A 24,896-nucleotide genomic window follows, 5' to 3' on the forward strand; every position below is an offset into this window, starting at 1 on the left:
GTAGCGCTGGCCACCGCATCGATGTGAATACATCTCGGGCGCGAGGGTCACCCGCGACGAGGCGGGTGTGGTTCCAGGCGGGCGCGACCTCGGAATGGAGGCCGGATCCAACGACCACCGAAGAACATAACGATCGCTACGCTAGAGAGGGAAACATTGAGCAGTCAAGCGATCGCATTTAGTATCGCTATCTGCTTATTGGTAACGCAGCACCCCGAAAGCCTTCTGCTGACCGTCCTGGAAAAAGCGGAAAACGCAGGTCGCATGGTGCGGAACACAGAGCACGCGGGCGGGCGGCGCGTATTCGATGAAGCGCGCCGTTTTCAGCCGACCGGCGGTAGGGCGCAGCAGTCTGCCGCGACTCACGAAGGCCGCCGCCTGACGCGCCGCCTCCAGAACGATCATGCCGGGCAGATGGTCGGTCGCGTGGTCGAAGAAGTACGGGTGCCTCATGTCCGCGGGTTCCACCAGGAGGGTGGCCCCGTCGGTCCCGATCACGACGTCGTGCGCACCGCTCACCCCGACCCCGCCCGGTTCGGGGCGGATCCGGTCGGCGGGGGCGGCGGGCGCGGTGGCCGTCGCACGGCCCGCCCGTACGGCGTCGTACTGCTCGGGACGGAAGAACCGGGCGCCGCCCCCGGCGCGCGCGAAGCACACCCCGCCGGCCAGGTAGTCGACGTCCAGCCGGACCCCGTCGACCGCGCCGTCGGCGTCGTGGTGCAGGCCGCTCACGGCCACCCGGCAGGTGACACCGGTGGCGCCGGAGACCAGCCGCGGTTCGGCGGCGGGGTCGATCTCGAAGAACAGATCGGTGATGACCAGGCTCGCCGATTGCGGGATCGCGAGGTACCGCAGCGGAATGTAGATACCGAGCTGGCGCAGCGTCTCGACGATCATCAGCGGGCTGTGCAGGTCGCCGCCGCCGCGCGGGAAGGTCGGATGGGAGCGCGGCCAGGAGGCCGCGGCCTCGAATCCGCCGCCTTTCGCCCGCCGTACGTCGGTGAGCAGTACCTCGGCGACGGAGGCGCGGTGCACCAGTTCGCGGGCGACGGTGCGCGACCAGGACAGCGGTCGGTCGTGCCCGTCGATATCAACCGATGTGTTCATGCGACCAGAACATCGTAATTCTCATGCCTGCGCACCCGCTCCTGTCCTGCGGCAGCACCCCTGAGGCCGCCGGTAAAGGCGCTAGATTGCTCAGTGTCAGGTGACGGAACGGAAATTCGGGGTAGATGTGCAGGTACGGGCGGAGCAGGTGCGGGCGAAAACGACACGGAGGTTTCTGCTGGAGGCAGCGGCACGTCTGTTCGACGAACGCGGATATGTCGGAACCAGTATCAGCGATATCAGCACACAATCAGGTCGTACGAGCGGAGCTATTTATTTTCATTACTCCAGTAAGGAGAATCTCGCGCTGGCCATCGTCCAGGAGCATTTCGCCGCCTGGCCCGCGCTGATCGGACGCTACCGGACGGCCGACTTTCCGGCGCTGGAGCGACTGGTCGCACTGAGTTTCGATGTGGCCAGGGCTTTCCGAGACGATGTCGTGATCCGCGCCGGATCCCGGCTCTGGGCGGAGCGCTCCGCCATCGACGTCACGCTGCCGCGCCCCTTCGTGGGGTGGCTGGAGACGGTCACCCGACTGCTCGAAGAGGCGCGCGAGGAGGGGGCGCTCGCCGAGGGGATCGCCCCGGACATGGCCGCGCACGGACTGGTCTGCGCGTTCTTCGGACTGCACACCGTCTCCGACGCGCTGGAGGGGCGCCGTCAGATCGAGGAGGGGCTGCACGATCTGTGGCTGCTGCTCCTGACCGCGCTCCAGCCGGAGTGCGACGCGCCGGCCCTGATCGCCCGGGCGCGCGCACAGGGCGAGCGGATGCGGCAGGCCGAGTCCGCCGAGGAGAGCGGGGCGAAGGCCGAGGGAAAGGCCCCGCGGAAGAGAAAGGCCACGGCGACGGCGAAGGGCACGGCCGCGACGAAGAGCACACCGGCGGGCAAGACCACGGGCAGGGGCAAGGCGCCGAAGGGGGACGGCCGGCGCGGGGCCCTGGGCCCCGTCTGACCGCCGTTCCGGTACGGGGCGGGCGAGCGCCGCGGTCAGCGCGGGGCCGACGGCGCCGCGCTCGTCCCCCGTACCACCAGCTTCGGGTCGAGGACCGCCTCCCGGGGCGCGAGGGCCGCGTCGTCCAGGCGCTCCACCACGAAGCGCACGGCGTGTTCGGCCATGCGGACGGCGTCCTGGCGGACCGTGGTGAGGTCGATGTGGGAGAGGTGCGAGAGATGGCTGTCGTCGTAGCCCACCACGGAGACCTCGCCCGGCACCGCGACCCCGGCCCGGTCCAGCGTGTCCATCAGCCCCATCGCGCAGCGGTCGTTGCCCGCGAAGACCGCGGTGGGCAGATGGTCCCCGGCGAGCAGCAGCCGTCCGGCCGCGCTGCCCGCCTCCTCGTTGTGCGCGCCGGGGACCACATGGATCGCGTCCGCCAGCCCGTGCCGGCGCATGGCCGTGCGATACGCCTGACGGCGCTCGGCGGCCCCCGGGCCCCGGCCGCCGTCGACATGGGCGATCCGGCGGTGGCCCAGGCCCACGAGGTGGCCGACGACCTGGTTGACCCCCTTGGCCTCCGCCGTGCGCACACTGTCCACCCGGGCGCCCCTGGCCGCGCGCCCGACGACCGCCACGGCGCTGCGGCGCCCCAGTTCGTCCAGGCGGGCGGTGCCGGCGAGCGGGCCGAGCAGGACGAGGGCTTCGCAGCGGTGGCTCAACAGGGCCTCGACGGCCTTGCGTTCGTCGCGGCCGGGGGCGCCGGCCGACAACAGGACGTCGTAGCCGAGGCGTTCGGCCTCCGGGTAGATGGACTCGACCAGGTCGGCCTGGAAGGTCTGCCGGACCGCCAGGACGACGCCGATGGTGCGGCTGCGGCCACGCGCCAGCAGCCGGGCCGCGCTGTCGGGCCGGTAGCCGAGTTCGTCGGCGGCGGCCAGCACCCGCCGCCGGGTCTCGTCACTGGCGCCCGGCTGCTCCCGGAAGACCAGGGACACCAGGGCACGGGACACCCCGACCCGCCGCGCGACATCGGCCATCGTGGGGCGCCGCGTCCCGCGCGCCTTCCCGACCGAGCCCACCGGGTCCGCCGGGTCCATGTGGCCGCCCATCTCCTCGCTCACCTCCCCGTCCCTTCACGGAAAACCGCATGTAACAAACTATTGACAGGACATATGGACATCGAGCATCGTACTCGCAACTAGAGCGCGCTAGTAGAGCGTGCCAGGTGCTGGAGGTCCCCACACATGGCAGTCCTGGACGTCCTGACCATGGGACGGGTCGGAGTCGACATCTATCCGCTGCAGACCGGCGTCGGGCTGGCGGATGTCACCTCGTTCGGCAAGTACCTGGGCGGCAGCCCCACCAACGTCGCCGTCGCCGCGGCGCGTTACGGCCGGAACGCGGCGGTGATCACCAAGACCGGCGACGACCCCTTCGGGCAGTACGTACGGCGCGCGCTGACCGAGTACGGCGTCGACCCCACGCATGTCGGGGTCTCCGGCGTCGCGCCGACCCCGGTGACGTTCTGCGAGATCTTCCCGCCGGACGACTTCCCCCTCTATTTCTACCGGCTGCCCCTCGCCCCCGACCTGGACATCCGCCCCGACGAGCTGGACCTCGACTCCGTCGCGTCGGCCCGGATCTTCTGGATGTCCGGCACCGGGCTGAGCGCCGAGCCGAGCCGGTCCGCCACGCTCGCTGCGCTCCGGCACCGCGACCGGGCGGGCATCACCGTCTTCGACCTCGACTGGCGGCCGATGTTCTGGGAGGGCGCGTACGCGGGTGGCCGCGACGTCCCGCCGGGCGAGGTGATGGCGGAGGCCCGTACGTACTACCGCGAGGCCCTGGCCCACGCCACCGTCGCCGTCGGCAACCGGGAGGAGTGCGAGGTCGCCACCGGTGAGACCGAGCCGTACGCCGCCGCCCGCGCGCTGCTGGAACTCGGCGTCGGGATCGCCGTCGTCAAGCAGGGCCCCAAGGGGGTGCTGGCCATGGACCGCTCCGGCACCGCGGTCGAGGTGCCGCCCGTCCCCGTGGACGTCGTCAACGGCCTCGGCGCGGGCGACGCGTTCGGCGGCGCGCTCTGCCACGGCCTGCTGGCCGGCTGGGACCTGACCCGGATGATGCGCTTCGCCAACGCCGCGGGCGCGATCGTCGCGGGTGAGCTCGCCTGTTCGGACGCCATGCCCGACGCGGCGGCGGTCACGGCGAAGCTCGCGGAGAGCACCGAGAGCACGATCGAAGAGGAGAGCAAGGGTGTCCAGGGAGTCCAGGGTGTCTGACCGGATCCGGCGGATCGTCGAGACGCGGGTCAACAACCCCGGCGCCATCGCCGAGGCCGCCGCCCGGCGGGTCCGGGCCACTTCGCCGCTCGGCGACAACGGCCGGGCGATGATCATCGCCGCCGACCATCCCGCGCGCGGCGCCAACACGGTCGGTTCCGACCCGACCGCGATGGCCGACCGCAGCCGGCTCCTGGACCGGATGTGCACCGCGCTGGAGCGCCCCGGGGTGACCGGGGTCCTCGCCACCGCCGACATCCTCGAAGACCTGCTGCTGCTCGGGGTGCTCGACGGCAAGAGCGTCTTCGGCTCCATGAACCGCGCGGGGCTGGCCGGTTCGGCCTTCGAGATAGACGACCGGTTCACCGGGTACGACGCCGAGACCATCGCCGCCATGCGGTTCGACGGCGGCAAGACGCTCACCCGTATCTGCCTGGACGACCCGGCCACGCCCTCCGTGCTGGAGCAGACCGCGCGGGCCGTGGACGAGCTGAACGAGCGCGAACTGATCGCCATGGTCGAGCCGTTCCTCTCCCGCTGGGTGGACGGGAAGATCCGTAACGACCTCTCCCCCGACGCGGTGATCAAGTCGATCACCATCGCGTCCGGGCTCGGCCGGCGCAGCGCCTACACCTGGCTCAAGCTGCCGGTCGTCGAGGAGATGGAGCGGGTCCTCGCCTCCTCCACGCTGCCCGTGCTGCTGCTCGGCGGCGAGGTCAAGGACGCGGAGGCGGCGTTCACCGCCTGGCAGAAGGCCCTTGCCCTGCCGACCGTGCAGGGTCTGATCGTCGGCCGTTCGCTGCTCTACCCCGCGGACGGCGATGTCGCCGGCGCCGTGGACCGCGCGGTGAGCCTGCTGTGAGCGACAACAGGGACAGCGCCATCGACAAGGACGACGAGGAGTCCGTGGTGAGTGACCACACCCTGCATCTGCCCGCCGGTTCCACCGCCGAGGGACCGTTCACCACCGTCGTCACCCCCGAGTCGGCGCGCTGGGGCCACTCCGGGCTGCGCGTCGTGGAACTCGCCGCGGGCGAGGAGGTCTCCCTCGCCACCGGCGACAGCGAGTACCTGGTGCTGCCGCTCGCCGGGTCCTGCACGGTCGCCGCCGACGGCACGACGCTGCTCCTCGCGGGCCGGGACGGCGTCTTCGACGCGGTCACCGACTTCGCGTACCTGCCCCGCGACACCGACGCCGTGGTCCGCAGCGAGCGCGGCGGCCGGTTCGCCCTCCCGTCGGCGCGCTGCGAGCGGCGGCTGACCGTACGGTACGGCCCCGCGAAGGACGTACCCGCCGAGCTGCGCGGCGCCGGGAACTGCTCGCGCCAGGTCAACAACTACTGTCTGCCCGGCACGTTCGAGGCGGAGCAGCTCCTCGTCTGCGAGGTGCTCACGCCCGGCGGCAACTGGTCCTCGTACCCGCCCCACAAGCACGACGAGGTACGGCACGACGCGCAGGGGAACCCCGTCGAGAGCGAGCTCGAAGAGATCTACTACTTCGAGATCGCGCCGGGACCCGCCGGCCCCGGACTCGCCTACCAGCGGGTGTACGGGACGGCGGAGCGGCCCCTCGACGTCCTCGCCGAGGTGCGCGACGGGGACACGGTGCTGATCCCGCACGGCTGGCACGGCCCCTCGATCGCCGCCCCCGGCTACGACCTCTACTACCTGAACGTCATGGCGGGCCCCGGGCAGGACCGCGCCTGGCTGATCTGCGACGACCCGGCGCACGGCTGGGTCCGCGCCACCTGGGAGGACCAGGCCACCGACCCCCGGCTGCCGTTCGGCGCCGGCACCCCGAAGGAGCTGTGATGTCGACGCGGACCGTACGGCTCACCACCGCGCAGGCCCTCGTACGGTTCCTGGCGAACCAGTACAGCGAGCGCGACGGCCGGGAACAGCGGCTGATCCCGGGCGTCTGGGGCATCTTCGGGCACGGCAACGTGGCGGGCATCGGGCAGGCGCTGCTCCAGGCGGACCGTACCGGCGAGGCCGACCTCCCGTACCATCTGGCCCGCAACGAGCAGGGCATGGTGCACGCCGCCGTGGCCTTCGCGAAGATGCGCGACCGGCTCTCCGCGTACGCCTGCACCGCGTCCACCGGGCCCGGCTCCACCAACATGATCACGGGCGCCGCGCTGGCCACCACCAACCGGCTGCCGGTGCTGCTGCTGCCCAGCGACATGTTCGCCACCCGCGCCGCCGACCCGGTGCTCCAGCAGTTGGAGGACACCCGGGGCGGCGACGTCACCGTGAACGACGCCTTCCGTCCGGTGTCGAAGTACTTCGACCGGATCAGCCGGCCCGAACAGCTCGTGCCCGCCGCGCTCGCCGCGATGCGGGTGCTCACCGACCCGGTGGAGACCGGCGCGGTGACGCTCTGTCTGCCGCAGGACGTGCAGGCCGAGGCGTACGACTGGCCCCTCACGTTCTTCCGCCGCCGCGTCTGGCACATCGGGCGCCCCGTGCCGGAGCCCGCCGCGCTGGGGCGCGCCGCCGAACTGCTGCGCACCGCGCGCAGGCCGCTGCTGGTCGCGGGCGGCGGGGTCGTGTACTCCGGCGCCGAGGCCGCGCTGCGCCACTTCGCCGAGGCCACCGGCATCCCGGTCGCGGACACCCACGCCGGCAAGGGCGCGCTGCCCTGGGACCATCCGAGCGCGGTCGGCGGCATCGGCTCGACCGGCACGGCGGCGGCCAACGCGCTGGCCGCCGAGGCGGATGTCGTCATCGGGGTCGGCACCCGCTACAGCGACTTCACCACCGCGAGCCACACCGTGTTCGGCAACCCGGACGTGCAGTTCGTCAACCTCAACGTGGCCCGGCTCGACGCGGTGAAGCACTCCGCCGAACCGCTGGTCGCCGACGCCCGGCTCGGACTCCAGGCGCTGGAGCGGGAGCTGGACGGCTGGAAGACCGACGACGCCTACCGGCAGCGGGTTTTGGAGCTGGCGGCCGAGTGGCGGCGTACGGCGGAGGAGTGCTTCTCCGTCGGCCACGGGCCGCTGCCCGCACAGACCGAGATCCTGGGCGCGCTGCGCCGGTCGCTCGACGACCGGGACGTCGTGATCAACGCGGCGGGATCGCTGCCCGGCGACCTCCAGATGCTGTGGCGCTCACGCGATCCGAAGGCGTACCACGTCGAGTACGCGTACTCCTGCATGGGGTACGAGGTGGCCGCCGGGCTCGGCGCGAAGATGGCCGATCCGAGCCGCGAGGTCGTCGTCCTGGTCGGTGACGGCTCGTATCTGATGATGGCCCAGGAGATCGTCACCATGGTCTCCGAGCGGATCAAGGTCATCATCGTGGTCGTCCAGAACCACGGCTTCGCCTCGATCGGCGCGCTGTCGGAGTCGCTGGGCTCGCAGCGCTTCGGTACGCGCTACCGCTACCGGGACGGCGAGAGCGGGCAGCTCGACGGCGATGTCCTCCCCGTCGATCTGGCCGCCAACGCCGCCTCGCTCGGCGCGGACGTCCTCCCCGCCACCACGGTCGAGGAGTTCGGCCGGGCGATGGCCAAGGCCCGGGCCTCGGAGCGGACGACGGTCGTCCATGTCGAGACGGATCTGTACGGGCCGAACCCGCCGGGCAGCGCCTGGTGGGACGTCCCGGTCAGCGAGGTCTCCGAGCTGGACTCGACCCGGCAGGCGTACGGGACGTACCGCGACGCCAAGCGCTCCCAGCGCCACTACCTCTGACGCCGCTCGCGGCGCCGGCACCCCTACCTCCGAGGAACCTGACATGACCACGATCGACCACTGGATCGACGGAGCGCCCACCCCCGGCGCCTCCTCCCGTACCGCCCCCGTCTTCAACCCCGCCACCGGCGCGTCCACCACGCGGGTGCGGCTCGCCGAGGCGGGCGACGTGGACGCCGCGGTGGCCGCCGCCGCCCGCGCCTTCGAGAGCTGGAGCGAGACCTCGCTCAGCCGGCGGATCCAGGTGATGTTCGCCTTCCGCGAGCTGCTGGTGCGGCATGAGGACGAACTCGCGCGGATCATCTCCGCCGAGCACGGCAAGGTCGTCGACGACGCGCGCGGCGAGATCGTCCGCGGCCGGGAGGTCGTCGAGTACGTCTGCGGGCTCGGCGACATCCTCAAGGGGTCCTTCTCCGACCAGGTGTCCACCGATGTGGACGTGCACAACTTCCGTCAGCCGCTGGGCGTGTGCGCGGGCATCACCCCGTTCAACTTCCCCGCGATGGTGCCGCTGTGGATGCACCCGGTCGCCATAGCCACCGGCAACACCTTCGTCCTCAAGCCCAGCGAGCGCGACCCGTCGGCGGCGAACTTCGTCGCGCGGCTGTACGCGGAGGCCGGGCTGCCCGACGGCGTCTTCAACGTCGTCCACGGTGACAAGACCGCCGTCGACGCGATCCTCGACCACCCGGACGTCGCGGCCGTCTCGTTCGTCGGCTCGACGCCCATCGCCCGGTACGTGCACGAGCGCGGCACCGCCCACGGCAAGCGCGTCCAGGCGCTCGGCGGCGCCAAGAACCACGGTGTCGTGATGCCCGACGCTGACCTCGACTTCGCCGCCAAGCACCTGATCGCCGCCGCGTACGGCTCGGCCGGTGAGCGCTGCATGGCGATCTCCGTCGCCGTGGCCGTGGGCGCCGCCGCCGATCCGCTGGTGGCGGTCCTGGAGCGCAGGACCCGCGAGATCACGGTCGGCCCCGGCGACGACCCGGCGAGCGAGATGGGCCCGCTGGTCACGGCCGCCGCGCAGGAGCGCGTCATCGGCGCGGTCGCCGGGGGCGCCGCGCAGGGCGCCACCGTCGTGGTCGACGGGCGCGGGCTGAAGGTGGCGGGGCACGAGGACGGCTTCTTCGTCGGCCCGTCGCTGCTGGACCGGGTGACCACCGAGATGGACGCGTACCGCGAGGAGATCTTCGGACCGGTGCTCGCGGTGGTACGCGTCGACACCGTCGACGAGGCGATCGCGCTGATCAACGCCAACCCGTACGGCAACGGCACGGCCGTCTTCACCTCGGACGGCGGGACCGCGCGCCACTTCCAGCGCAAGGTCAAGGTCGGCATGATCGGGGTGAACGTGCCGGTCCCGGTGCCGATGTCGTACTACTCCTTCGGCGGCTGGAAGGACTCGCTCATCGGCGACAGTCCCGTCCACGGCCCCGAGGGCGTGCGCTTCTACACCCGCGCCAAGGTCGTCACCACCCGCTGGCCGCAGCGCGCGGTGGCGACCACCGCGGGCTTCAACTTCCCCACCTCGGAGTGACCGGAACCGCCTGATCGGGGCCGCCTTCCCCTCTTTTTCGCCGCTGGAAAGAGCCACCTCCCATGACAAAGACGTCAGCCTCCTCCATGCCAGGACCCCCCGCCTCACCCGCCTCGCCGACCGCACCGGCCGACGATCCGCCCCCGGCGGTCAGGCGCCGGCTCCGGGTGATCACCCTGGTCGCCACCTTCGGCGGACTGCTCTTCGGCTACGACACCGGTGTGATCAACGGCGCTCTGCCGTACATGAAGGACGACCTCGGGCTCACCCCGTTCACCGAGGGACTGGTCACCAGCTCACTGCTGTTCGGGGCGGCGCTCGGCGCGCTCTTCGGGGGCCGGCTCTCCGACCGGCGCGGGCGGCGCGGGAACATCATGCTCCTCGCGCTGGTCTTCTTCTTCGGGGCGCTGGGGTGCACGCTCGCCCCGAACACGGAGTTCATGGTGGTGGCCCGGTTCGTCCTGGGTCTCGCCGTCGGCGGGGCCTCGGTGACCGTGCCCGTCTACCTCGCGGAGATCTCGCCCGCCGAGAAGCGCGGGGGGCTGGTCAGCCGTAACGAGCTGATGATCGTGGTCGGCCAGCTCGCCGCCTTCACGTTCAACGCGGTCATCGCCGGGTTCGGCGGCGAGAGCGCCGGGATCTGGCGCTGGATGCTGGTGATCGCGACCCTGCCGGCCGTGGTGCTGTGGTTCGGCATGCTGGTGATGCCGGAGAGCCCGCGCTGGCTGGCCTCGCAGACCCGGTACTCCGAGGCGCTCGACGTACTGAGGCAGGTCAGGTCGGAGCAGCGGGCGCGGGCCGAGCTGAAGGAGGTCACCGGGCTCGCGGTGGCCGACGAGCGGGCCAAGGCGGGCGGCTGGGCGGATCTGCGGCAGACGCCGTGGATCCGGCGGCTGGTCTGGGTCGGGATCGGCATCGCGATCTGCCAGCAGATCACCGGTGTCAACACGATCATGTACTACGGCACCCAGATCCTCACCGACGCCGGCTTCGCCGCCGACAGCGCGCTCACCGCGAACATCGCCAACGGGGTGATCTCGGTGCTCGCCGTCTTCTTCGGGATCTGGCTGCTGGGCCGGGTGGACCGCCGTCCGATGCTGATGGTCGGCCAGATAGGCACCACCTGCGCCCTGTTGATGATCGGCGTCTTCTCGATCGTGCTGCCGGAGGGCGGCGGGCGCGCGTTCGGTGTCCTCGCCATGACCGTCACCTTCCTCGCGTTCCAGCAGGGCGCGATCTCGCCGGTCACCTGGCTGATGCTCGCGGAGATCTTCCCGATGCGGATGCGCGGTTTCGGCATGGGGGTCTGCGGGGTGGTGCTGTGGATGGTCAACTTCGCGATCGGGCTGACCTTCCCGGTCCTGGTCGACGCCATCGGGATCTCCGCGACGTTCTTCGTCTTCGCGGTGCTCGGCGTCGCCGCGATCGTCTTCGTCGAACGCCATGTCCCCGAGACGCGCGGCCGGTCGCTCGAAACCCTCCAGAGCGAGCTGCGGACCCGCTACAGCAAGCCGGCCGACCACCCGGCGCCCGCGCCGACCTCCTGACCCCTGCCGACCTCCTGAACCTCGCCGACCTCCTCTCCTCCGAAAGGCAACAACCCCCATGACTGTGCGCATCGGTGTGATCGGCACCGGCATGATCGGCCAGGACCACATCCGCCGGCTCACCCAGGTGATCACCGGCACCCGGGTCACGGCGGTGTTCGACATCGACACCGCGCGGGCCGAGGAGGTCGCCGCGTCCGTCGGCGCCCGCGCCCTGGCCACCGGGCGGGAGGTCATCGACGCGCCCGACGTGGACGCCGTCGTCGTCACCTCGTGGGGCCCGACCCACGCCGAGCACGTCCTCGGCGCCATCGCCGCGGGCAAGCCGGTCTTCTGCGAGAAGCCCCTCGCCACGGAGGCCGAGGACTGCCTCAAGATCATCGAGGCGGAGACGGCCCACGGCTCCCGGCTCGTCCAGGTCGGCTTCATGCGCCGTTACGACGCCGGCTACCGCGAGATGAAGAAGGTCATCGAGTCGGGTGCCATCGGCGAGCCGCTGATGGTGCACTGCGCCCACCGCAACGCGAGCGTCCCCGAGTCCTACACCTCCGCGATGGCCGCGCAGGACACCGCCGTCCACGAGATCGACGTCCTGCGCTGGCTGCTGGACGACGAGATCCGCTCCGTACAGGTGCTGACACCGCGCAGGACGAGCAAGCGGCACGCACACCTCCAGGACCCGCAGATCATGCTCTTCGAGACCGCCGAAGGGGTCAGGATCGACCTGGAGGTCTTCGTCAACTGCCAGTACGGATACGACATCCAGTGCGAGACCGTCGGCGAGGAGGGGCTGGTGCGCCTCCCCGACCCGGCGGCGGTCTCCGTACGGCGCGCGGGCCGGCACTCCACCGGGGTCCTCCAGGACTGGAAGGGCCGCTTCGAGAGCGCCTTCGACACCGAGTTCCGCGAGTGGGCCGCGTCCGTCGCGGCCGGCGACGAGCCCACCGGCCCCTCGGCGTGGGACGGCTACGCCGCGACCGTCATCACCGGCGCGCTCGTCGAGGCGCTGGAGTCCGGCGCGATCGTACGGGTCGACGCGCTGGAGAAGCGACCCGCATTCTACGGAGGAGACGCACGATGAAGATCGCACTCGACCCCTACATGCTCCGCGCGCTGCCCATCCGGGAGATGGTGCGCACGGTGGCCGACCTGGGGTACTCGTACATCGAACTGTCGCCGCGCGACGACTTCATGCCCTTCTTCCTCCACCCGCGCGCCGACGACGAGCGGGTGGCCGAGCTGAGGAGCGCGCTGGACGAGACCGGCGTACAGCTCTCCAGCGTGCTGCCGCTCTACAAGTGGTCCAGCCCGGACGAGACCGAGCGGCAGACCGCCGTCCGCTACTGGAAGCGGATGATCGAGATCACCTCCCAGCTCGGCTGCACGCTGATGAACTCCGAGTTCAACGGCCGCCCCGAGGCCGCCGAGCAGAGCGAGGCCGCGTTCTGGCGGTCGATGGAGGAGCTGCTGCCGGTCTTCGAGCGGGAGGGCATCGCGCTCAACCTGGAGGCCCACCCGGACGACTTCTGCGAGGAGAACGACCCGGCCGTCGATCTCGTCCGGGCGATCAACAAGCCGTACGTGAACTACCTGTACTGCGCCCCGCACACCTTCCACCTCTCCGGCGGCGACCCGGGCGCGGACATCGCGAAGATGCTGCGGTACGCGGGCGACAAGCTCCAGCACCTGCACATCGCGGACACCTTCAACCACAAGGGCTCGTCCGGACTGCGCTACATCCTCAACCCGCCGGGCACGGCCGCCCGGATCCACCAGCACCTCGACATCGGACAGGGCGAGGTGGACTGGAACACCTTCTTCTCGACCCTGCGCGAGATGAACTTCGACGGGGTCGCGACGGTCTGCGTCTTCGCGTGGGAGGAGCGGGCGAAGGAGTCGTCCGCGTTCATGCTGGACCGCGTCACGAAGGAACTGGCCCGCTGAGATCGGCGTCCTGAACCCTGGCCGGGGTCCCCTGCCGCTCCGGTGCGTACCGGAGCAGCAGGGTGGCCGCGTCGTCGTGCAGCGGCCCCGCCACATGGCGTACGAGATCCCTGCGCAGCGCCTCCAGCGCGGTGGCCGGGTCGGGGTGGGCGAGGAGCGGGGCGCGCTCGCCGAGCGGGTAGAAGGTCCCGGCCGCGTCGCGCGCCTCCGTCACCCCGTCGGTGTAGAGGAGGAGTTGGTCGCCGGGGGCGAACTCGGCCCGGAAGGGCCGGGGGCCCTCGGTGGCGTGTGCCTCCAGGCCGAGGGGCAGCGCGTACTGGTCGGGTTCGGGGAACTCCACCGCTCCGTCGGCGCGGACCAGCATGGGCGACGGATGCCCGTAGTTGAGGAAGACGGCGCCGCCGTCCCCGCCGATCTCGGCGATCAGCGCGGTGACGAACTTCTCGCCGTCCAGCTCCCTGCTCATGGCGCGCTCCACCCGGGCGCCGACCCGCGTCAGTTCGGGTTCGTCGTGCGCCGCCTCCCGGAAGGCCCCGAGGACGACCGCGACGGTCTCCACCGCTTCGAGCCCCTTGCCCTGGACGTCGCCGACGATCACGCGCACGCGCCCCTCCCCGACGGCCACCTCGTACAGGTCCCCGCCGATCCGGGCCTCCGCCACGGCCGAGGTGTACGAGACGGCGGCGCGCAGCGGCCCCGCCGTGCGCGGTACGGGGCGGAGCAGCGCGCGCTGGGCCACCTCCGCGATGGAGCGCACGCTGGCGAGTTCGGCCTCGCGGCGCCGGCGCATCCCGACGGCGACCAGGCTCGCCGCGGTCGCCCCGGCGACCGAGCCGAACGCCGCGTAACCGCGGCGGCTCTGCACCAGCCCGTCGTACAGCCCGAGGGTGAGACAGCACACCAGGGCGAGGGCGCCGATGAAGGCGGTACGCCGCCAGCCGCCGACGAGCCCGGCGAAGGCCGGGCCGAGCGAGAAGAGCGGCAGCAAACCGATCCTGGGCCCGGCGAGCAGTTCCACCAGGGCGACGACGGCGAGCGCGGCGAACGGCAGAACGCCCAGGACAACGGGGGTGGAGAGGTCGTCACCCGCGGTGGTGCGCCCGATGTCCGTACGCGCGCCGGACGGTGCGCCGGACCGGCCTCCCGATCGGCCCTCCCGCACCATGCCCGCTCCTGCCTCGCCCATGTTTAGACTATGCAAAGGTTCTGTTGTCAAAGCATCGTGAAAGCTCCATGAACGTCTCGTCGTTATCGAATCGACGCCGTCATCCGGCCTCTCCGGTGCCAGGAGGTGCAGGGCTGTGAACCAGCCGTCCCCGCCGCCGCGCGCGAGTCCCCCCACCGGATGGCGAAGAAAGCTGACCCGGCTGCCGATCCTCCTCTACCGCGCGGGCCTCGGACCGCTGTTCGGCCGGCGGACGCTGCTGCTCATCCACACCGGGCGGGTCTCGGGGCTGTCGCGGCAGGACGTGATCGAGGTCGTCGAGCAGGACACGGCGCCCCGGAGCTGGACCGTCGCCGCCGGATCCGCCGCGTCGGCGCAGTGGTACCGGAACCTGCGGCACACCCCCCAGGTCACCATCCAGACCGGCCGCCGCTACCACGCCGTCACGGCCCACTTCGTCCCTCCGGAGGAGTCCGGCCGGATCATGGAGCGGTACGCGCGGGTCCGTCCCCGCGCGGCGAGAACGCTCCGCGCGTCGCTGGACCCGGCCCCGGAGGCCGACGGCGACGAGGGGTACCGGGCGGCCGGCGAACGGATCGCCTTCGTACGGCTGGAGGAGTCCCGGCCGTCGTTCCCGCGCCCCGCGTCCTCCCCCGCGCCGTAACCTCCGGCCGCCCGGGGCGTGTTCGCGAAGGGGCTCCGGCCGCCGCGCGGCGGTGTCTTGAACCGGGGCGGGCTCCACCACGTACTACCTCCTCAAGACAGGTTGTCGCCGGACTCCGTACCAACCCGGGCCCCGTGCGTACACCGTTCGACGCACTTGAGGGACCGGAGGAACGATCCATGCGCTCCAGGCACCGCCCGGCGATGCTCATGGCCTGCCTGCTCGCCTTACTGGCGATCTGCGCCACCGCCTGCTCCGCGCCCGCCGGCAGCACGGGTTCCGGGTCCGCCGGAGGCACCGGGTCCGCGGGGGACACCGGGCCCGCCGGGGCCGTCGGCTCCGACGCGCCGGACGGGTGGCGCGAGGGCGGCTGGCGCGACTGGGACGCCGCGGACTGGGCCCGGGAGGCCGCCGCGTTCTTCAACCCGGTCATCGAGGGGCTGTGGCTTCCGGGCCGGATGCTCCAGGGCACCAGTACGGACCAACCCGTGGACGGGGAGTTCGAGGACGCGGGCGTCTCCGACCCGGAGCCGGAGCCCGTCGCCGCCGAGCCGGCGCCCGTCTCGTACCGCGACAACGCCCCGATGGTCGGCAAGCTCTTCTTCGACACCCCCGAGGGGCCCTCGGTCTGCTCCGCGACGGTGGTGACGGACCCGGCGAACCCCGGCGCCTCGAACCTGGTGTGGACGGCCGGGCACTGTGTGCACGCGGGGGCGGAGGGCGGCTGGTTCCGCAACATCGTCTTCGTCCCGTCCTACAACGACGAGGGGCTGGAGGGCGCGGCCCTGTCGGGGGTGCGCAAGAGTCAGCTCGCGCCGTTCGGGATCTGGTGGGCGGACTGGGCGCAGACCTCGCCGCAGTGGATCTCCGAGGGGACCCCGTCGGGCGGCAAGGGTTCGCCGTTCGACTTCGCCGTGCTCCATGTGAAGAAGCCGGCGGGGAGCGATTTCACGTCGCTGGAGGAGACGGTCGGCGGCGCGTCCCGCGTCATGTTCGACGCGCCGTCGGCGACGAAGATCGCGGGGATGGGCGTCTGGGGGTATCCGGCGTCGCCGCCCTTCGACGGCGAGCGGATGTTCACCTGCCGGGGCCGCCCCGGCAGGCTCTCCGTCAGGGACGACCAGCCCTCGCTGTACCGGATCGGCTGCACCATGACCGGGGGCTCCTCCGGCGGCGGCTGGTTCATCGAGGACGCGAAGGGGCTGCCCGCGCTGGTGAGCAACACGTCGATCGGTCCGAGCGAGCAGACCTGGCTGGCGGGGCCGCACCTCGGCGCCGGGGCGAAGGCGGTCTACGAGTCGGTGAGCGACAAGTTCGCCTGAGCGGCGCGGAATTCCGGTGGCCCGGTTCGCCCCGGCGGTACGCGGGTCCGTACGCGAGGCGTGCAGACTCACGGTATCGCCGGGGCGCCGGCGTCTCCCGTACGGATACGAAAGCGAGATCCGAAGGTGCCGCACATCATCGTCGAGTACACCCCGAACCTGGCCGAGGAGCTGGACGTCGACACCCTCCTCGACGTCCTGCACGAGACCGCCCTCGGCCTGGGCGTCTTCCCCCGCCGGGGCACCCGTACCCTCGCCATGCCGGCGACCGCCGCCCGGGTCGGCGACCGTCCGGACGCCGGGCCGGACAACGGCCATGTGCAGATCAGACTGACGATCGCACCCGGCCGCCCCGAGGAGGTCAGGGGCCGGATAGCGGACGAGCTGTTCGCGGCGGCGGAGAAGCATCTGGAGCCGCTCGCCGCCCGCCGTCCGGTCGGATTCCAGCTCACCATCACCGAGTTCGACCCCACGGTCACCAGGACCGGCGGCAGCATCGCCGACTCCCCGGGCCACCGGCCGCCGCTCGACGCGTAGGACTCACCGGCCCGGCCGCTCCGCCTGACGGCCGATGGCTGACGGCTGATGCCAGATGCCTGATCGGGGGGGGCGGCCGGGGCGGGTGAGCGGCGGACCCTCAGACCGGGGCGGCCGGGGCTGGCGACCGGCGGACCGTCAGAACAGCACGAACAGACAGACCGCCAGCGCCACCAGATGACCGGCGACCAGCCGCCGCCGCAGACGGGTGTAGCGCCGCTCGTACTCCGCGCGCAGTTCGGCGGAGCGGTGGGTGACGCGGCACAGCGACTCCTGGGTGATCTCCATGTGGTCCTGGAGATAGAGCTGTTCGAAGATCCGGCGCTGATCCGCCGTCATCCACTCCAGCCGGTCGGCGATCCTGCGGGCCCGCTCCTCGCCCTTGGTGTGCGCGGCGGTCAGCAGGAGGTACCCCTCGATCTGCCGGAGGCCCGTCGCGGTCTCCTCGGGCGGCGAGGGTTCGGCCGCGTCCTTCGCCGTCACCCTGCCACCGCGTTCGGACCTGTCGTGCCGCTCGTCCCGCGACCCGTGGTGGTTAACCACCGCATGACCGCATTGCCCGGCTGTTGGCGTCCTACGGAGCTGTTCATGTCCTGGTCATGTCCGGTGCCCGGCCGCCCCTCACCGGAACGGGCGAGATGAGACCTGGGTCACACCCATGAGGGGTCGGTGAGGACGTGGGGCCGCCCGGACACAGGACGGACATGAGCGACGAAGAGCCTTTCGCCGCTGCCTATCGCGCGCACTACTGGGCGGTCAGCCGCTTCGTTGCCCGGCGACTGGGCGGCCAGAGAGCCGACGTGGAGGAGATCGTCGCCGACGCCTTCGTGGTGGCCTGGCGACGCCGCCACGAACTGCCGGCCGAACCACTGCCCTGGCTGTACGGAGTGGCCCGGTACTGCCTGGCCAACGCCGTGCGCGGCGCGGGCCGTCACCGGCGGCTCCTCCAGCGGATCGGCCACCACACGGTGGCGCACCGCGCGCACGTCGTGGACAGCCCGGCCGCCGGAACACCGGGCGACTGGGTGCACGAGGCGCTGGCCCAGCTTCCGGAGGCGGACCAGGAGGTTCTGCGGCTCACCGCCTGGGAGGGGCTGGAGGCGCGCGACATCGCGATAGTCGTCGGCTGCAGCACCCACGCGGCGACGATGCGCGTCCACCGGGCGCGCCGGCGGCTGCGCGAGCGCATCGACGCGCTGCCCGTGCACCGGGCCGTTCCCGCCGCGACCACCACCGTTCCCGACGCCGCGGAGAGGCAGCGCCCATGACCGACGAGATCGACCTGCTGCGGGCCGCCGACCCGGCGCCCGCCGACGAGGGGCCCTGGCGGGACCGCCCGCTGTCCGCCGAGGCGGAGCGGCGGCTGAACCGGCTGCTGCGCGAGGGCCGGGCGCGGTGCCGGCGGCGTACCGCGTGGGGTCTCGCGACGGCGGCGACCGCGACGATCGTGGTGCTGGCCGTGCTGGCCGTGCTGTTCGGCGGGGCGGCCACGAAGGGCGCGGTGGCCGGGCCCTCCCCGCTGACGGTGGACACCGGCGCGCCCGCCGTCCCGCTGGCCGAGCTGGCCGAGCGGGCCCGCCGGGCGGCGGCGGACCGTACGGCCGCGCCCCTCCCGGGAACGGACGTCCGGACCTGGAGCATGGGGCCGCGGGACGACGGCCGCGCCGCCCCGGTCACCGTGGCCGAGGAGCGGACCACGCGGCTCGCGGGGAACGCGCCGGACACGTCGTACCCCGGGAGCCCGCCGCACACCGTGACCGGGCTGCGCGCCTATCTGCTGCGCGGCGCGGGCCTGCCGGACCCTCCGGGCCTTCCGGCGCTGCTGGGCGCCGTCTCCGCCTACCTCAAGGCGTGGACCCCCGGCCCCCGGGAGACCGCCGCGCTCGTCGGCGTCCTGGCCGCCGAGCCCGGCCTGCGCCCCGCGGGAACGGTCACCGACCGGCTGGGCAGAACGGGCCTGGCGTATGTGTACGACTCCCCCGCGGACCGGGGGGAGCCCCTGCGGCGCATGGTGATCCTGGAACCGCGCGACGGCCGGGTGCTCGGCATCGAGATCACGTACACCCGGGACCTCGCCCGCCACCGGGTCCCGGCGGGCTCCGTGATGTCGTACGAGGCGTGGCTGGACTGAGCGGGACCTCCGCGGGTACGAGGCGGTCGCCAGGCGGCAGGCGTCCGGCCTCCGGAGTCCGGCCTCCGGAATCGTTTTGCCTGGACGGGGGCCGTCCGGAGAGACTGCCAGGGCCGCACCGTCTCCGTCCCCACCAGCCCGGAAAGCAGTCTGAACCCACCCCATGCACGACCGACTCCCCCCTCCTCCCCCGGCCACGCGGGCCGCGTCCCCGTCCGGCGAACCACTGGCCGGCGGGCTCAAGCAGCGCCACCTCACCATGCTCGGGCTCGGCGGTGTCATCGGCGCCGGGCTCTTCGTCGGCTCCGGCGCCGGGATCGCGCTGGCCGGTCCCGGGATCGTCGTCTCGTATCTGATCGCGGGCGTGCTCGCGATGTGCGTGATGCGGATGCTGGGCGAGATGTCGACCGCGATGCCCGCGTCGGGCTCGTTCTCCGTGCACGCCGAGCGCGCGCTCGGCCGGTGGGCGGGGTTCAGCGTCGGCTGGCTGTACTGGTTCCTGCTGGTCGTCGTGCTCGCCGTGGAGGCGACGGGCGCGGCGCAGATCGCGAACGGCTGGCTGCCCTCCGTACCGCAGTGGGCCTGGGTCCTGGTCTTCATGGTGGTCTTCACCGGCGCGAACCTCGCGGCCGTGAAGAACTTCGGCGAGTTCGAGTTCTACTTCGCGGCCCTGAAGGTCTTCGCGATCGTCGCGTTCCTGGTTCTGGGGCTGCTCGCGATCTTCGGCGTCCTGCCCGACACCGGCCCGGCCGGTCTCGCCAACCTCACCGGACAGGGCGGCTTCCTCCCGAACGGATGGCAGGGCGTCACCTCCGGGGTGCTCGCCGTGATCTTCGCCTTCGGCGGTCTGGAGGTCGTCACGATCGCGGCGGCCGAGTCCGACGACCCGGTGCGCTCGGTGGCCCGCGCGGTGCGCAGCGCGGTCTTCCGGATCCTGTTCTTCTACGTCGGCTCGATGGCGGTCATCGTGACCGTGCTGCCCTGGACGGCGCAGAAGGCGGGGCTCAGCCCGTACGTCACCGTCCTCGACGCGATCGGTATCCCGTCGGCCGGACAGATCATGAACATCGTGGTCTTCGTGGCACTGCTCTCGGCGCTCAACGCCAACCTCTACGGCTCGTCCCGGATGGTCTTCTCGCTGGCCGAACGGGGCGAGGCGCCGAAGGCCCTGCTGAAGGTGGGCGGCGCGGGTGTGCCGCGGCGGGCGGTGCTGGCGTCGGTGGCGTTCGGGTTCGTCTCCGTACTGCTCAATCTGAAGTGGCCCGACACGGTCTTCCTGTACATGCTCAACGCGGTCGGCGCGGTGCTGCTCTTCGTCTGGGCGATGATCGCCGTGTCGCAGCTCCTGCTGCGCCCGCGCATCGAGCGGGAGGCACCGGAGCGCCTGGTCCTGAGGATGTGGCTCTTCCCTGGCCTGACCTGGGCGACGCTCGCCGCGATCGCGACGGTGTTCGTCCTGATGCTCACCGATGACGCGGCCCGCCCGCAGCTCCTGTGGTCCCTGGGCGCGACGGCGCTCGTGCTCGCGGTGGCGGGGGTACGGGAGCTGCGCGCGCGACGCGTGTGACACGGGTGCCGCGTGGGGTACGGGAACCGGCCCCGGCCCCGCCGTCGTAGGACGGCGGGGCCGGGGCCGGTGTGCGGGGCGCGCGAGGGCGACGCCGGTCCGGTCTAGTAGGGACCGTTCACGTTGTCGATCGAGCCGTACCGGTCGGCGGCGTAGTTGCACGCGGCCGTGATGTTGGCGACCGGGTCGTAGCTGTCCGTCGACGTACCGGGCACGTGGTACGCCTGGAACGTCGGGGCGATGACCTGGAGCAGGCCCTTGGACGGAACGCCGTTCTGGGCGTTGATGTCCCAGTTGTTGATGGCGTTCGGGTCGCCCCCGGACTCACGGATGATGTTGCGGTGGATGCCCTCGTACGTGCCGGGGATCCCGTGCTGGGCCATGACGTCGAGCGACTCGCGGATCCAGCCGTCCAGGTTGTCGCTGTACGTCTTCGCGGCGGCCTGGGTGACGGAGCCGTTCGTACCGGACTTCGTGCTCGCCTTGGTGGCCGTCTTCTCGGCGGTGGCCGGGGCCGTCCCCTTGAGGGTCAGCTTCAGGCCGGGGCGTACGTGCGACGGGTCGGCGCCGACGGCGCTCCGGTTGTCCTCGTACAGCTTCTTCCAGCCGCCGCTGACCGAGTGCGCGTGCGCGATCTTGGACAGGGAGTCGCCGGAGACCACGACGTAGGTGGTGGCCTTCGCCGGGGCGGCGGGGGCCTCCGCCGCCTGGGCGGTGGCCGCGGACACCAGCGGGATCGCGAGGGCGGCGCCCCCGGTGCCCACCGCGACGAGGCGACGGGCGATGGAGCCAGCTCTGGAACGGCGGTGCTTGGCGTTTCTGGGCACGACGAATTCCTCTCCGTCGCCTGCGAGGTGAGCTGTCGGGTTCGGGCTGGAGATGCCCGGCCGTACGACGGTGCGTACGGCTTCACCCCGAGCCGGTCCGGAATTCCGGACCGGCGACTTACCTGGGTCCCCCGCTCCTGCCTTCTGACGGATAGGTGTGTGGGATTCCGGACGGCGGCAGGATTTGGCGGTCCATCCGGATGGACGTGAACGTAAGCGAGAAATCAGGGCCGCACAAGTTCCGCAAAGGCGGCGCAATCGCCTTTCCGGAGAGGTTCCGGGAACTCAACTTTCCTCCCCTGTGAGAGAAAGCGCCCACCTCGCCCCGCCCGCCCGTCGCCGGGGGTATGACGCAGGTCACGAACGTAACGGAATTATCGGACAGGCAAAAGGCGTTAGAGGTGTCAAGGCACATTAATCATGCCTATATCCGCCTAACGGTCAATTCCGACAAAGACCCATCATTGGGTCGCGCCGAGTTGCCGTCGGGCTGCCGTCGGGTTGCGGGATCCGGCACGCCTCCACCCGACGCCCCGACAACTGCGGACAGTCCGCGGGAATTGACCGGGGGCGCCACCGAATTCTCCGTGCCGTTCATTCTTCTGACGGCATGTCGATTCACGCGTCCCTTCCGGCGGGCCGGGTCACCGCACCAGGCAGGGGCGCTTGCCGTCGAACTCCCAGTCCTTCACCAGAAAGCGCATCGCTGCGGCGTCGTCCCGCCCGGAGAGTTTCTTCTCCCGATACAGCTCATGGGCCGCGAGCAGCCGGTCCATGTCGACCTCGACGCCGAGACCCGGGGTGTCGTCGACGGCGATCTCGCCGGCGGTGATCCGCGGGGGCTCCACGGTCAGCCGCTCCATGCCCTCCTGCCAGATCCAGTGGGTGTCCAGGGCGTTGTACTCCCCCGGGGCGGCGGCCCCGCACTGGGCCATCATCGCCAGCGAGATGTCGAAGTGGTTGTTGGAGTGGCAGCCCCATGTCAGGCCCGCCGCACGGCAGAGCTCGGCCACCCGCACCGACCCCCGCATGGTCCAGAAGTGCGGGTCCGCGAGCGGGATGGAGACCGACTGCAACGCCATCGCGTGGATGAGCTGACGCCAGTCCGTCGCGACCATGTTGGTCGCGGTGGGCAGACCGGTGGCCCGGCGGAACTCCGCCAGGATCTCCCGGCCGGAGAAGCCGTCCTCGGCCCCGCACGGATCCTCGGCGTACGCGAGCGTGCCGACCAGGGGCCGGCAGAGTTCGACGGCTTCCCGCAGCGACCAGGCCCCGTTGGGGTCGAGGGTGATCCGCGCCTCGGGGAAGCGTTCCTTCAGCGCCCGTACGGCCTTGACCTCCTCCGCGCCGGGCAGGACACCGCCCTTGAGCTTGAAGTCCCGGAAGCCGTACCGTGCGTAGGTCGCCTCGGCCTGCCGGACGATCGACTCCGGGGTCAGCGCCTCCTCACGGCGCAGGCGGTACCACTCCACGTCCGCGCCGGGTTCCCTGACGTACTCCAGATCCGTCCTGCCGGGGTCGCCGACGTAGAAGAGGTACCCGAGGAAACGTACCGAGTCACGCTGCTTGCCGTCCCCGAGCAGGGCCGCCACCGGCACCTCCAGATGCTGCCCCAGCAGGTCGAGCAGCGCCGACTCCACCGCCGTCACGGCGTGCACCGTGGTGCGCAGGTCGAAGGTCTGCTCGCCGCGCCCCGCCTCGTCCCGGCCGCCGAACCGCTCCCCGAGGGCGCGCAGCACCCGCTTGTGGTCGCCCACCCGCGCGCCGACGACCAGGGGCTCCGCCTCGCGCAGCGTCCGGGTGATGCGCTCACCGCCCGGCACTTCACCCACGCCGGTCCGGCCCTGCGAGTCCTGGACGACCAGGACGTTGCGGGTGAAGTACGGGGCGTGCGCGCCGGAGAGGTTGAGCGCCATGGAGTCACGGCCTGCCACCGGATACACGGAGAAGCCGGTGACGACGGGCTGGCTCATGGGAGGAGTCCTTCCAGGATCGGTGACCGGGAGGTGACCGAGGAGGGTGACCGGGGGTGTGCCGGTGGGGTGACCGGGGGTGCCGGTGGGGCCGTACGCCCGGAGAAGGCCGTACGCCCCGGAGAAGGCCGTACGGCCCGGGGACGGTGGGGAGTTCACAGATTGAGGACGTCCAGGGCGCGTTCCATGAGGAGTACACCGCCCAGGCCGAGGACGGAGAGCACGGTCGTATAGGTGGTACGTGTCTTGATCGCCTCGACGACCGACAGGTTGAAGTACTCCTTGAACATCCAGAAGCCCGGGTCGTTGACGTGCGAGAAGGCGACCGAGCCGCAGGAGACGGCCAGCACCATGATCTCGGGCGGGACCCCGCTGTCCGCGAGCAGCGGCAGCACCACGCCGGACGCCGTGACGACGGCGACCGTCGCCGACCCCAGGGCCACCCGGAGGATCACGGCGACGAGCCAGGCGAGGACGACCGGTGAGACGGACCAGCCGTCGGTGACGTCCTTGATGTAGTCCGAGATCCCGCCGTCGACGAGGACCTGCTTGAAGGCACCGCCGGCCCCGATCACCAGCAGGATCATCGCCATCGCCTGCGCCGCTCCCCGGCACGAGGCGCTGACCTCCGCGAGGTCCCGGCCGATCCGCGGCCCGAACGCCCAGATCGCGACAACCAGCGTCAGCAGCAGGGCGATCGGCGCGGATCCGATGAAGGCGACGAAGTGGGTGACCGGGGTGTCCGCCGAGGTGGCCATGTCGGTGACGGCGGCGCCCGCGATGAGCACGACGGGCAGCAGGGCGACCGCCAGCGACCAGGCCGTGCCCGGCATCTCCTCGTCCTCGAAGACCCGTTCGCTCACCAGGCCCTTGGGTACGGAGGGGTTCATGGCCCGGATGAACGCGAGCCGCGGCCACACCAGAGCGATGAGGGCGCCGATGGGGACGGCGATGAACAGGCCGTAGAACAGGGTCAGTCCGACGGAGGCGTGGAAGGCCGAGGCCACCGCGGTCGGTCCCGGGTGCGGCGGCAGGAAGCTGTGCATGGTGGACAGGGCGATGGACATCGGCAGCCCGACCCACAGCAGGTTCGACCGGGTGACCCGTACGAGGGTGAAGACGACGGGCACGATGATGACGAAGGCGACCTCGTAGAACATCGTGACGCCGATGAGCATGGCCGTCGCCACCATGGCCACCTGCACCCCGCGCGTGCCGCAGACGGCGAGGAGCCGGGTGGCGATGCGCTGGGCGGCGCCGGAGTCCCCCATCACCCGGCCGACCATGGCGCCGAGCCCGATGGTGAGCATCGTGTCGCCGATCTGCCCGCCGATGCCCTCGGAGAGGATGTCCGGGATCTTCGTCAGGGGAATGCCCTGGACGAGGGCGACACCGACGGCGACGAGCAGGAGTGCGGCGAAACCGTTCAGCTTGAGCCGTGTCATGAGGAAGAGCAGGACCAGCACGCTGATCCCGACGACGACGAGTGGCATGGGTCGGTTCCCCTTTGAACTGTGCACCGGACAAGCGGATGAACCGTGCGGTGGAGCAAAGGGCGTGTACGCGGGCGAGGCGCGTCCCGCGGCGGAGCGTGATCAGCGCTCGTCTCCATACAGAGACATCGTCCACGTACAAGAACGGAGGCTAGATAGGTG

At 71.5% G+C, this 24,896-nt stretch carries 22 protein-coding genes and 1 riboswitch; of the genes, 15 read left to right on the plus strand and 7 right to left on the minus strand.

Translation table 11 applies throughout. The features are described from left to right. Positions 1-195: 195 nt before the first annotated feature. Positions 196-1,107 (minus strand): ScbA/BarX family gamma-butyrolactone biosynthesis protein, encoded by a 912-nt coding sequence (locus ACIO3P_RS09335; protein ID WP_329823685.1) that lies wholly within the window; start codon positions 1,105-1,107, stop codon positions 196-198. 148 nt (positions 1,108-1,255) lie between these two features. On the opposite strand from ACIO3P_RS09335, the gene ACIO3P_RS09340 reads away from it, so the two are divergent. Beyond that, positions 1,256-2,062, plus strand: coding sequence for a ScbR family autoregulator-binding transcription factor (locus ACIO3P_RS09340; RefSeq protein ID WP_401978131.1), 807 nt, complete (start codon positions 1,256-1,258; stop codon positions 2,060-2,062). Between the two features lie 35 nt (positions 2,063-2,097). Here the strand turns inward: ACIO3P_RS09340 and ACIO3P_RS09345 are convergent, their stop codons facing one another. Continuing rightward, positions 2,098-3,084: a LacI family DNA-binding transcriptional regulator gene (locus tag ACIO3P_RS09345; protein WP_329823769.1), complete on the minus strand. Its 987-nt coding sequence runs from the start codon at positions 3,082-3,084 to the stop codon at positions 2,098-2,100. Between the two features lie 207 nt (positions 3,085-3,291). Here ACIO3P_RS09345 and iolC point away from each other — a divergent pair, with 207 nt between their 5' ends. The 8 genes from iolC (at position 3,292) to ACIO3P_RS09385 (ending at position 13,055) form a co-directional block, all read left to right on the plus strand. After that, a complete protein-coding gene (gene iolC / locus ACIO3P_RS09350; protein ID WP_329823686.1) occupies positions 3,292-4,329 on the plus strand; it encodes a 5-dehydro-2-deoxygluconokinase in 1,038 nt (345 codons plus the stop codon). Then, positions 4,322-5,191: an aldolase gene (locus ACIO3P_RS09355; RefSeq protein WP_329823687.1), complete on the plus strand. Its 870-nt coding sequence runs from the start codon at positions 4,322-4,324 to the stop codon at positions 5,189-5,191. The genes iolC and ACIO3P_RS09355 overlap by 8 nt, the downstream gene beginning before the upstream one ends. A gap of 44 nt (positions 5,192-5,235) precedes the next feature. Further along, positions 5,236-6,141 (plus strand): 5-deoxy-glucuronate isomerase, encoded by a 906-nt coding sequence (gene iolB, locus ACIO3P_RS09360; RefSeq protein WP_401848827.1) that lies wholly within the window; start codon positions 5,236-5,238, stop codon positions 6,139-6,141. Further along, complete coding sequence (gene iolD, locus ACIO3P_RS09365; protein WP_401848287.1) at positions 6,141-8,024, plus strand: 3D-(3,5/4)-trihydroxycyclohexane-1,2-dione acylhydrolase (decyclizing); 1,884 nt, start codon at positions 6,141-6,143, stop codon at positions 8,022-8,024. Before iolB ends, iolD begins: the two co-directional genes overlap by 1 nt. A gap of 43 nt (positions 8,025-8,067) precedes the next feature. Next, a complete protein-coding gene (locus ACIO3P_RS09370; RefSeq protein WP_401785222.1) occupies positions 8,068-9,564 on the plus strand; it encodes a CoA-acylating methylmalonate-semialdehyde dehydrogenase in 1,497 nt (498 codons plus the stop codon). Between the two features lie 86 nt (positions 9,565-9,650). Then, positions 9,651-11,111, plus strand: a complete 1,461-nt coding sequence (locus ACIO3P_RS09375; protein ID WP_401848826.1) for a sugar porter family MFS transporter — start codon at positions 9,651-9,653, stop codon at positions 11,109-11,111. A gap of 58 nt (positions 11,112-11,169) precedes the next feature. Beyond that, positions 11,170-12,192 (plus strand): Gfo/Idh/MocA family oxidoreductase, encoded by a 1,023-nt coding sequence (locus tag ACIO3P_RS09380; protein WP_329823690.1) that lies wholly within the window; start codon positions 11,170-11,172, stop codon positions 12,190-12,192. After that, positions 12,189-13,055 (plus strand): sugar phosphate isomerase/epimerase, encoded by an 867-nt coding sequence (locus ACIO3P_RS09385; protein WP_329823691.1) that lies wholly within the window; start codon positions 12,189-12,191, stop codon positions 13,053-13,055. The genes ACIO3P_RS09380 and ACIO3P_RS09385 overlap by 4 nt, the downstream gene beginning before the upstream one ends. Here ACIO3P_RS09385 and ACIO3P_RS09390 read toward each other — a convergent pair. Continuing rightward, positions 13,033-14,241: a PP2C family protein-serine/threonine phosphatase gene (locus ACIO3P_RS09390; RefSeq protein ID WP_401848285.1), complete on the minus strand. Its 1,209-nt coding sequence runs from the start codon at positions 14,239-14,241 to the stop codon at positions 13,033-13,035. The two genes, ACIO3P_RS09385 and ACIO3P_RS09390, sit on opposite strands and share 23 nt — an antisense overlap. Before the next feature lie 115 nt (positions 14,242-14,356). Between ACIO3P_RS09390 and ACIO3P_RS09395 the strand changes: the two genes are divergently transcribed. The 3 genes from ACIO3P_RS09395 (at position 14,357) to ACIO3P_RS09405 (ending at position 16,743) form a co-directional block, all read left to right on the plus strand. Then, positions 14,357-14,884: a nitroreductase family deazaflavin-dependent oxidoreductase gene (locus tag ACIO3P_RS09395; RefSeq protein WP_329823693.1), complete on the plus strand. Its 528-nt coding sequence runs from the start codon at positions 14,357-14,359 to the stop codon at positions 14,882-14,884. Between the two features lie 179 nt (positions 14,885-15,063). After that, a complete protein-coding gene (locus ACIO3P_RS09400) occupies positions 15,064-16,206 on the plus strand; it encodes a hypothetical protein (RefSeq protein ID WP_329823694.1) in 1,143 nt (380 codons plus the stop codon). 126 nt (positions 16,207-16,332) lie between these two features. Further along, entirely contained in the window at positions 16,333-16,743 is a 411-nt protein-coding gene (locus ACIO3P_RS09405) for a hypothetical protein (protein WP_329823695.1), read from the plus strand. Between the two features lie 138 nt (positions 16,744-16,881). Here the strand turns inward: ACIO3P_RS09405 and ACIO3P_RS09410 are convergent, their stop codons facing one another. Next, positions 16,882-17,226 carry a hypothetical protein gene (locus ACIO3P_RS09410; RefSeq protein ID WP_329823696.1) on the minus strand — a complete coding sequence of 115 codons (345 nt, stop codon included), beginning with the start codon at positions 17,224-17,226 and terminating at the stop codon, positions 16,882-16,884. Positions 17,227-17,447: 221 nt separating this feature from the next. Between ACIO3P_RS09410 and ACIO3P_RS09415 the strand changes: the two genes are divergently transcribed. The 3 genes from ACIO3P_RS09415 to ACIO3P_RS09425 all read left to right on the plus strand — a co-directional run bounded on the left by ACIO3P_RS09415 (position 17,448) and on the right by ACIO3P_RS09425 (position 20,441). Further along, entirely contained in the window at positions 17,448-18,011 is a 564-nt protein-coding gene (locus ACIO3P_RS09415; RefSeq protein WP_329823697.1) for an RNA polymerase sigma factor, read from the plus strand. Next, the gene (locus ACIO3P_RS09420) at positions 18,008-18,874 is read left to right on the plus strand and encodes a hypothetical protein (protein ID WP_329823698.1); all 867 of its coding nucleotides are present in this window, start codon (positions 18,008-18,010) and stop codon (positions 18,872-18,874) included. The genes ACIO3P_RS09415 and ACIO3P_RS09420 overlap by 4 nt, the downstream gene beginning before the upstream one ends. Before the next feature lie 163 nt (positions 18,875-19,037). Further along, positions 19,038-20,441 carry an amino acid permease gene (locus ACIO3P_RS09425; RefSeq protein WP_401848282.1) on the plus strand — a complete coding sequence of 468 codons (1,404 nt, stop codon included), beginning with the start codon at positions 19,038-19,040 and terminating at the stop codon, positions 20,439-20,441. Positions 20,442-20,545: 104 nt separating this feature from the next. On the opposite strand, the gene ACIO3P_RS09430 is transcribed toward ACIO3P_RS09425, so the two are convergent. The 3 genes from ACIO3P_RS09430 to ACIO3P_RS09440 all read right to left on the minus strand — a co-directional run bounded on the left by ACIO3P_RS09430 (position 20,546) and on the right by ACIO3P_RS09440 (position 24,734). Then, entirely contained in the window at positions 20,546-21,268 is a 723-nt protein-coding gene (locus tag ACIO3P_RS09430) for a transglycosylase SLT domain-containing protein (protein WP_401785198.1), read from the minus strand. Positions 21,269-21,272: 4 nt separating this feature from the next. Beyond that, positions 21,273-21,436: riboswitch (cyclic di-AMP (ydaO/yuaA leader) on the minus strand. A 476-nt stretch (positions 21,437-21,912) separates the two neighbouring features. After that, positions 21,913-23,241, minus strand: coding sequence for an enolase C-terminal domain-like protein (locus ACIO3P_RS09435; protein WP_329823701.1), 1,329 nt, complete (start codon positions 23,239-23,241; stop codon positions 21,913-21,915). A 155-nt stretch (positions 23,242-23,396) separates the two neighbouring features. After that, the gene (locus tag ACIO3P_RS09440) at positions 23,397-24,734 is read right to left on the minus strand and encodes a gluconate:H+ symporter (protein WP_401848279.1); all 1,338 of its coding nucleotides are present in this window, start codon (positions 24,732-24,734) and stop codon (positions 23,397-23,399) included. Positions 24,735-24,896: the final 162 nt, after the last annotated feature.

This window comes from Streptomyces sp. NPDC087310 (assembly GCF_044744405.1).
In the GTDB taxonomy this organism is placed as follows: Bacteria; Actinomycetota; Actinomycetes; order Streptomycetales; family Streptomycetaceae; genus Streptomyces.

Coding starts and splice junctions, on each gene's coding strand:
- ACIO3P_RS09335 (WP_329823685.1), bottom strand. CDS start 1,107: ATGAACACATCGGTTGATATCGACGGGCACGACCGACCGCTGTCCTGG.
- ACIO3P_RS09345 (WP_329823769.1), bottom strand. CDS start 3,084: ATGGCCGATGTCGCGCGGCGGGTCGGGGTGTCCCGTGCCCTGGTGTCC.
- iolC (WP_329823686.1), top strand. CDS start 3,292: ATGGCAGTCCTGGACGTCCTGACCATGGGACGGGTCGGAGTCGACATC.
- iolD (WP_401848287.1), top strand. CDS start 6,141: ATGTCGACGCGGACCGTACGGCTCACCACCGCGCAGGCCCTCGTACGG.
- ACIO3P_RS09370 (WP_401785222.1), top strand. CDS start 8,068: ATGACCACGATCGACCACTGGATCGACGGAGCGCCCACCCCCGGCGCC.
- ACIO3P_RS09375 (WP_401848826.1), top strand. CDS start 9,651: ATGCCAGGACCCCCCGCCTCACCCGCCTCGCCGACCGCACCGGCCGAC.
- ACIO3P_RS09380 (WP_329823690.1), top strand. CDS start 11,170: ATGACTGTGCGCATCGGTGTGATCGGCACCGGCATGATCGGCCAGGAC.
- ACIO3P_RS09385 (WP_329823691.1), top strand. CDS start 12,189: ATGAAGATCGCACTCGACCCCTACATGCTCCGCGCGCTGCCCATCCGG.
- ACIO3P_RS09390 (WP_401848285.1), bottom strand. CDS start 14,241: ATGGGCGAGGCAGGAGCGGGCATGGTGCGGGAGGGCCGATCGGGAGGC.
- ACIO3P_RS09400 (WP_329823694.1), top strand. CDS start 15,064: ATGCGCTCCAGGCACCGCCCGGCGATGCTCATGGCCTGCCTGCTCGCC.
- ACIO3P_RS09415 (WP_329823697.1), top strand. CDS start 17,448: ATGAGCGACGAAGAGCCTTTCGCCGCTGCCTATCGCGCGCACTACTGG.
- ACIO3P_RS09420 (WP_329823698.1), top strand. CDS start 18,008: ATGACCGACGAGATCGACCTGCTGCGGGCCGCCGACCCGGCGCCCGCC.
- ACIO3P_RS09425 (WP_401848282.1), top strand. CDS start 19,038: ATGCACGACCGACTCCCCCCTCCTCCCCCGGCCACGCGGGCCGCGTCC.
- ACIO3P_RS09435 (WP_329823701.1), bottom strand. CDS start 23,241: ATGAGCCAGCCCGTCGTCACCGGCTTCTCCGTGTATCCGGTGGCAGGC.
- ACIO3P_RS09440 (WP_401848279.1), bottom strand. CDS start 24,734: ATGCCACTCGTCGTCGTCGGGATCAGCGTGCTGGTCCTGCTCTTCCTC.